The organism is Rhodoferax sp. RT5P35 (assembly GCF_056521385.1).
Genome location: NZ_JBWMAX010000151.1, coordinates 1 through 1,370, shown reverse-complemented (window position 1 = coordinate 1,370; position 1,370 = coordinate 1). Strand labels below are relative to the sequence as shown.

At 66.2% G+C, this 1,370-nt stretch carries 2 protein-coding genes; one reads left to right on the top strand and one right to left on the bottom strand.

What is annotated here, in order from left to right; genetic code table 11:
* The coding region (locus tag AC097L_RS24510; protein ID WP_479589326.1) for a Gfo/Idh/MocA family protein at positions 1-613 on the top strand (613 nt) is incomplete at its 5' end.
* Positions 614-656: 43 nt separating this feature from the next.
* Here the strand turns inward: AC097L_RS24510 and AC097L_RS24505 are convergent.
* On the bottom strand, positions 657-1,370 hold a 714-nt coding region (locus AC097L_RS24505; protein WP_479589325.1), incomplete at its 5' end, for a hypothetical protein.

Genomic DNA, 1,370 nt, shown 5'->3' with positions numbered 1-1,370 from the left:
GGGCCCGGCCACGCGCTGCTGCGCCATGGGCAAGCGCACGTTTGCTACGCGCAGCGTCCACAGCGAACCACTGCGCGGCACGGAAATACCGGTCGCAGTGGACACGCACATCAGCGGCAACATCGAATTTGCCAATGGCGCGATTGCCACCGTGCTGGCCAGCTTTGACGTGTGGGATTCCGAGTTGCCCCGGCTGGAGATCTACGGCACCAAGGGCACGATTTGCCTGCGCGACATCGACCCGGTGGACGGCCCCAACCTGTTTGGCGGCGAGGTGCTGCTGCGCACGGTGGACGAATACCGCTGGAAAAGCCTGCCGCGCCCCGCAGTGCAGCCGGATTGGATCCGCGTGCCCGCACAACACCGCTTTGGCGAGACCAGCCACCGGGTCAACAGCCGGGGCATCGGCCTGGTGGACATGGCTTACGCCATCCGCCAGCAGCGCCCGGCCCGCGCCAGCGGTGCCCTGGGCCTGCACTGTCTGGAGGTAATGGAGGCGATGCTGGCCTCGGCTGCTGAGGGGCGCTTCGTCCACCTGCAAACCACCTGCGAACGGCCTGCGCCGCTGCCGGTGGACTTTCCAGACCGGGAAGGCATGATTGCTATTGTTTAAATAGCTTGTTGCGCTTATGAAATAAGCGCTGGCGGCCTAAAACTCATGCAACCCGGGTGATGGTCAACCGCACGCTGCCGTGGTTGTTGCGGTACAGCGCCCACACGTCGTTGGCAAAGCAAAACAGGTAGCCCGACCGGGTCACCGGGAACGGCGTTACAGCGTGGGCGGGCAGGTGCAGGTACTCGTGGGGGTCGGGGCTGCCGTCGTTGGGCACGATGGAGTCGTCCCCCGAGTCGTTGGCGATGGCGCCCACCAGGCTGAACCAGCGGTAGGACTCCACCCGCTTGGTCAGCCAGAAGTCGCTGGACGCGTTGCCGGTGGCGCGTTTCACCAGGTCCTCCAGCCTGCCGCCCAGTGAGCCTACGGCCCGGGCCAGGTCGCCAAAGGTGTAGTCGTCGTTCTCGGTGCCCCGCCAGTCACAGGCATCTTTGCTGTCCAGCCATTCGCCGGTCGCCGCAAAGGTGTAGCGCTGGCCCGCGGCCAGGTACACGCCGGTGGCGTTCCAGACGGTGTCGGCGTGGATGTCCACCGTGTGGCTTTCTTTTACGTCCAACTCCACGGTGCGGTGGTAGGCCGGGTAGGCGATGGGCGAGGCGGCCTGCCGGGTGCGGGCGCTTTCGTGGAGGCGCGCCTGCTGGGCGGGCACCATGGCTTCGATCTTGCGGGGCCGCGAGCGCAGCTTGGCAAACGCACCCTTGTACGAGTTGTGCAGCACGCCCAGCGGGTTGGGCTTGAGGGTGTTGGTGACTCCGGG